This is a genomic window from Tabrizicola sp., assembly GCF_031377265.1.
Classification (GTDB): Bacteria; Pseudomonadota; Alphaproteobacteria; order Rhodobacterales; family Rhodobacteraceae; genus JAUYQR01.
The window spans coordinates 1-5,479 of sequence record NZ_JANMET010000270.1 but is presented as its reverse complement, the minus strand read 5'-3'; the positions used below and the strand labels follow the sequence as shown (position 1 = coordinate 5,479).

The window sequence follows — 5,479 nt, the reverse complement described above, 5'->3', positions numbered from 1 at the left end:
GAGTGTGGTATCGGGCGGACGCGGCAGCCAGCGCGTTTCGACCGGAAACGCGCGGCCTTGCGACGTGATGATCGGCGCATCGCCCATGAGCCGGGCCACCGGGGCTGCATCAAGGGTTGCCGACATCACGAGCAGTGCCAGGTCCGGCCGCAGGGCGGCGCGCACCTCAAGACACAGGGCGAGACCGAGATCGGCATGCAGGGAGCGTTCGTGGAACTCGTCAAAGATCACCAGCCCGATGCCGTCAAGGGCTGCGTCGGACTGGATCATCCGGGTGAGGATGCCTTCGGTCACCACCTCGATGCAGGTTCTGGCCGACACCTTTGCCTCGCCGCGGATCCGGTAGCCGACGCGCTGGCCAACCGGTTCGCCCAAGGTTTCGGCCATCCGTTCGGCCGCGGCGCGGGCGGCAAGGCGGCGGGGTTCGAGCAGCAGGATGCGGCCTTTGAGCAGGCCAGAGGAAATCAGATCGAGCGGGACAAGGGTTGTCTTGCCCGCGCCGGGTGGCGCCTGAAGCACTGCAAGCCCCCGCGCCGCAATGGCCGCACGAAGCTCTGGCAGGACGGCGGTGACGGGAAGATCAGCCATGCCGGGGTTATGGCGCGGAATGGAGCCTTTTGGCCAGAGCTTGTGCGTATCTTGAAACCGGCGGCCGTCATCGCGGGCATCGAGCCCCCGCTGACGTCATTGCCATGATCGGCCCGGCCGCAGGTAACAGCTGACGTCCGTAGAGACAGTGGCGGGGTAAGGACGAGTATTTGGGCAAAGAGCAAATGCCTTGAACCGGCTTTTGCCTGCAAGACTTGGGCAAGCACCGGCTTTGTGGCTTGCTTTTCGGGAAAATACTCCCCGGGGGCGCCGCCTTGGCGGCGGGGGCAGGATGCCCCCCATCTCAGCCGGCAGCGCGCAAGCGATGCTGGCGAGGCAAGAGGCTTGCGGCGCTACGCCGCTCCGCTGGACTGCTTGGCAAGCGGGTCGATTGTGATGCGCACAAGCTTTCGCTGGCCGTCCGCAGGGGCCGGATGTATGGAGCGTGGATGCAGTCCAACTCCGTCCGCCTTGTCGATGCCCAGAGCCTGCCTTTGTGGCGGCGGCCGGAATCGCTGCTTTACCTTTTGGCGGCGGCAATGCCGCTCAGCTTTGCGACCTGGTCCGCACTTCTGAACAACTTTGTAGTCGAAGTAGCTGGGTTCACCGGTACGGAGATCGGCTGGCTGCATACGGTGCGCGAGATACCGGGGCTTCTGGCCATCGGGGTGATCGCACTGCTTTTGCTGTTGCGCGAACAGCGGCTGGCGGTCATCGCCCTGGCCTTGCTGGGGGCAGCCTCTGCCGTCACGGCGTGGTTTCCCAGTTTTTCGGGCATTCTGGTCACCACCTTGCTGTCGTCCATCGGGTTTCACTATTTCGAGACGGTGAACCAGTCGCTGCAATTGCAATGGATCGACAAGGCCCGCGCGCCCATCGTTCTTGGCCGGATCGTTGCCGTGGGGGCCGGAACGTCGCTTGTCGTCTATGGCATCATCGTTGCCTTGTGGGACGCGTTGGGGCTGAGCTATGACACGGTTTACCTCGCTTCGGGCGGGTTGACGGTGATCATTGCGGTGTTTGTGGCTCTGGCCTACCCGCAGTTCGAGGCGCCGCACAAACAGCACCGGCACATGGTGCTGCGTAGGCGGTATTGGCTGTATTATGCGCTGCAGTTCATGGCGGGTGCGCGGCGGCAGATTTTTGTGGTTTTCGCCGGTTTCATGATGGTGGAGCGGTTTGGCATGAAAGTGTCGGAGATGACTGCGCTGCTTTTGGTGAATTATCTGATCAACATGGCCATTGCCCCGGCCATGGGGCGCGCGCTTGGCAGGTATGGCGAGCGTAAGGTGATGGGAATCGAGTATGTTGGTCTGACGCTGGTGTTTCTGGCCTACGGCGGGTTGTACTGGTTTGGCTGGGGGCTTGTGGTGGCGTGCGGGCTTTACGTTCTGGATCAGCTGTTCTTTGCGCTGTCGTTTTCGCTGAAGACTTACTTCCAGAAGATCGCCGATCCGCGTGACATTGCGCCCACCCAGGCGGTAGCCTTCACGATCAACCATATTGCGGCGGTGTTCCTGCCCGCGTCGCTTGGCTATCTGTGGGCCACCTCACCGGATTATGTTTTCTTGTTGGGGGCGGGGATGGCGCTGGTGGCTGTCGGGTTGATCTGCCTGATCCCGCGGCATCCCGAACCGGGCCACGAGACGATCTTGAGCCGGGCACTGCCGCAGCCGGCCGAGTGACGCTGCGACCGGCTTCTCACGTTCCCGTCTGAAACTGTAACAGATGCTGGTCGACCAAGGGTCACGCCCCTATATTCGCCGAAGAAAACGGAGGTTTCCCATGTTGTTCATGTCCCGCAAGACGACCGAGATGGTGCGTGAGGCTGATGCGCTGCCGGGCCGGCCGACGCCGCTGCCCACTGCCGAGACGCACTTCGTGAACGGACTGCCGCTGAAATCTGCGGTGCCCGAGGGCATGGCCGAGGCGATGTTCGGGATGGGCTGTTTCTGGGGGGTGGAGCGCAAGTTCTGGCAGGTGCCCGGCGTCTGGCTGACCATGGTTGGCTATGCCGGTGGGTTCACACCGAACCCGACCTACAAGGAAACCTGCACTCAGATGACCGGTCACAACGAAGTTGTGCGGGTGATCTTTGACCCGAAGCTGATCAGCTATGAGGGCCTGCTGAAGCTGTTTTGGGAAGGGCACGACCCGACCCAAGGCATGCGCCAGGGCAATGACATGGGGTCGACCTACCGGTCAGGCATCTACACCTATTCGGACGAGCAGGCGGCAGCGGCGCACGCCAGCAAAGCGGTCTACCAGCCAGCGCTTACGGCGGCAGGACGCGGCATGATCACCACCGAGATCCTGCCCGTGCCGGTGTTCTATTTTGCCGAAGACTATCACCAGCAGTACCTGGCGAAGAACCCCGAAGGCTATTGCGGGATCGGCGGCACCGGGGTGACCTGCCCGATTGGCACGGGCGTGACTGCGTAAGCGAGCTTTGCTATCGGCTTGACCGGGGCGGGGGCCGGGTCTATCCGGCCCCAAACCCCGGAGATACCGCATGCCCACCTATTCCGCCCTGACCACGCTTCCCGGTGAAGACGCCGCCCGCGCGATGGCCGACGCGATGGAGCGGATGACCCCCGAGCCAACCGGCGTTGGCGTATTTGAGATCGAGGACGGATCGGGTCTTTGGGAGGTTGGCGGCTACTTTCTGGAACCACCGGACCAGGTGATGCTGGAAGTGCTGGTGGTGGCGTTCGGCGCCAGGCCTTTCGCGCTGTCGGAATTGCCCGAGATCGACTGGGTTGCCAAGGTCCGGCGCGAACTGTCGCCGGTCGAGGCGGGGCGGTTTTACGTCTATGGCAGCCATGACGCCGATACCGTGCCGGCAGTTCTGGCGCAGGGCGGCAGGGTTGCCTTGCAGATCGAGGCGACGGTCGCCTTTGGCACCGGCCATCATGGCACGACGCTTGGCTGCCTGAAGGCATTCGACCGAATGGTGTCGGAAGGCTTTGCCCCGGCGCGGGTGGCCGATATCGGCTGTGGCACAGCGGTGCTGGCGATGGCGGCGGCGGCGGTGTTACCCGATGCGCTGGTGATCGCATCCGACATTGATCGCGTCGCGGTGGATGTGGCGCTGGCCAATGTGGCGATCAATTCACTGCAGGGTCGGGTCGAATGTCTGGAGGCGGCAGGCTTTGCCCATCCGCGCCTGGAGCAGGCCGCACCTTATGATCTGGTGTTTGCGAACATTCTGAAAGGGCCGCTGATTCAATTGGCACCTGACATGGCGCGAAATGTGTCCAAAAGCGGGCGGGTGATTCTCTCTGGATTGCTGGTGGTTCAGGCTGAGGCGGTGACGGAAGCCTATGCAAACCAAGGGTTTCGTTTGCAAAGCAGAGACGATCTTGGCGAATGGTCGGCACTGGTTCTGAAAAAGCTGTAAATTACCGTTGCGGGTTGAGTTGACACTTGTGCCATAGGTTGCGTTTGAAGGGGTTGCCCCAATTATGCCACAAAGCTAAACCATCAAATTGTGCATAGCATCCACCTGGTGGGAAAAATGTGGGTAGATCCGAATCTGAATGATTTCTACAACCGCGTGTCGCGGATCGAGAAGTCGCATGCCAAGGGATATGGTTTCGAAGCCTCGGGAACGATCAGTCGTGCCGGAAGCGCAACCGGCAAGGGGCGGAGCTGGAGCTTCGTCAAGCCCTTGGTGATTACGCTTTTGCTGGGCGTCAGTCTGAAGGGCATGATCCATTACTACATCGGGGCCGATGTGTACCAGAACCGCGTTGACGCGCTGGTTCTTGGACAGGGATTTGATCCCGTGGGCGGATGGCTGATGCAAGCCGACCCGGCCACAGCGTGGATCTCGAACCAGTTGCAGGTCTACTTCCCGCGCTGAGCCTTGCGAGACAGCGAAACAAAAAAGGCCGCATCCAGTGATGCGGCCTTTTCCCATTGCTTGCCCGGTTGCGGGCAGGCGGGCCGATCAGCGGCCCATGAACTCGATATCACCACGGCACAGGCCGATGTCGTCCAGCTCGCGGTCCGACAGTTTGCCGAGCGCGTTGCGGGTGATGCGGGCGTCGTTCCAATTGGCCAGCAGCGCGAACATGCGGCTGGTACCGAGAACGGCACGGTAGGTGGTGATGGCGCCAAAGGGCGCCGGGCGGGTCATATCGACGGCGGCCATGGCGGGTATCCTCTTTCAAAACTGCATAATCTGGAGGCTTATTCCTCCATGCTATGCCAAATAGTCTTGCTGCATGTGCAAAGCAAGCGAAGCCAAAGCATTGCCGAGTTGCAGCCATTGCATGACTGGCGTCGCAATTTCGTCATCTTTTTCAAACTCTTCTGGCGAAAGCTTGAAATACCGTCGGTTTCAGATGCTGGGCCGTCGTTTTCTGCAGGTGCACGATGGGCCGTCGCTTGCGGCGGTAACCCGTGAAAGCCATTGGCGCATGTTCCCTTTTCGTGCTAATCCGACGACAAAAGCAAGAAAAGAGGGCAGGATGCGCGTTATCGGCATAGATCCGGGTCTTCGCAACCTTGGCTGGGGAGTGATCGATGTCGCTGGCGCAAGGCTCAGCCACGTCGCCAACGGCATTTGTCGTTCCAGCCCCGGTGAGGGCGAGGGAGATCTGGCGCAGCGGCTGTTGACGCTGTTTGACCAGTTGACCGCAGTGTTCAGGGTGTATGCCCCCGAAGCGGCAGCAGTCGAGCATACCTTTGTAAACAAGGACGCGGTCGCCACGCTGAAGCTGGGGCAGGCACGCGGGATTGCGCTGCTGGTGCCGGCGCAGTTTGGATTGACCGTGGGCGAATACGCGCCGAACGCAGTGAAAAAGACGGTGGTCGGCGTGGGGCATGCGGCCAAAGTGCAGGTTGATCACATGGTACGCTTGCAACTGCCCGGAGTCGTGATCGC

7 protein-coding genes are annotated in these 5,479 nt (G+C 61.5%); 5 read left to right on the top strand and 2 right to left on the bottom strand.

From position 1 onward, the window contains the following. On the bottom strand, window positions 1-588 hold a 588-nt coding region (locus RMO18_RS15325), incomplete at its 3' end, for a DEAD/DEAH box helicase (protein ID WP_309667059.1). Window positions 589-1,037: 449 nt separating this feature from the next. Between RMO18_RS15325 and RMO18_RS15320 the strand changes: the two genes are divergently transcribed. The 4 genes from RMO18_RS15320 to RMO18_RS15305 all read left to right on the top strand — a co-directional run bounded on the left by RMO18_RS15320 (window position 1,038) and on the right by RMO18_RS15305 (window position 4,453). After that, window positions 1,038-2,273, top strand: a complete 1,236-nt coding sequence (locus tag RMO18_RS15320; protein ID WP_309667058.1) for an MFS transporter — start codon at window positions 1,038-1,040, stop codon at window positions 2,271-2,273. 100 nt (window positions 2,274-2,373) lie between these two features. Further along, the gene (msrA, locus tag RMO18_RS15315) at window positions 2,374-3,030 is read left to right on the top strand and encodes a peptide-methionine (S)-S-oxide reductase MsrA (RefSeq protein WP_309667056.1); all 657 of its coding nucleotides are present in this window, start codon (window positions 2,374-2,376) and stop codon (window positions 3,028-3,030) included. A gap of 70 nt (window positions 3,031-3,100) precedes the next feature. After that, window positions 3,101-3,988 (top strand): 50S ribosomal protein L11 methyltransferase, encoded by an 888-nt coding sequence (locus RMO18_RS15310; protein ID WP_309667054.1) that lies wholly within the window; start codon window positions 3,101-3,103, stop codon window positions 3,986-3,988. A gap of 117 nt (window positions 3,989-4,105) precedes the next feature. Then, window positions 4,106-4,453, top strand: a complete 348-nt coding sequence (locus RMO18_RS15305) for a hypothetical protein (RefSeq protein WP_309667052.1) — start codon at window positions 4,106-4,108, stop codon at window positions 4,451-4,453. Window positions 4,454-4,540: 87 nt separating this feature from the next. Here RMO18_RS15305 and RMO18_RS15300 read toward each other — a convergent pair whose 3' ends face one another. Further along, on the bottom strand, window positions 4,541-4,744 hold the full coding sequence (locus RMO18_RS15300) for a DUF1127 domain-containing protein (protein WP_309667050.1): 204 nt from the start codon (window positions 4,742-4,744) through the stop codon (window positions 4,541-4,543). Between the two features lie 319 nt (window positions 4,745-5,063). Here RMO18_RS15300 and ruvC point away from each other — a divergent pair. Beyond that, on the top strand, window positions 5,064-5,479 hold a 416-nt coding region (ruvC, locus tag RMO18_RS15295; RefSeq protein ID WP_309667048.1), incomplete at its 3' end, for a crossover junction endodeoxyribonuclease RuvC.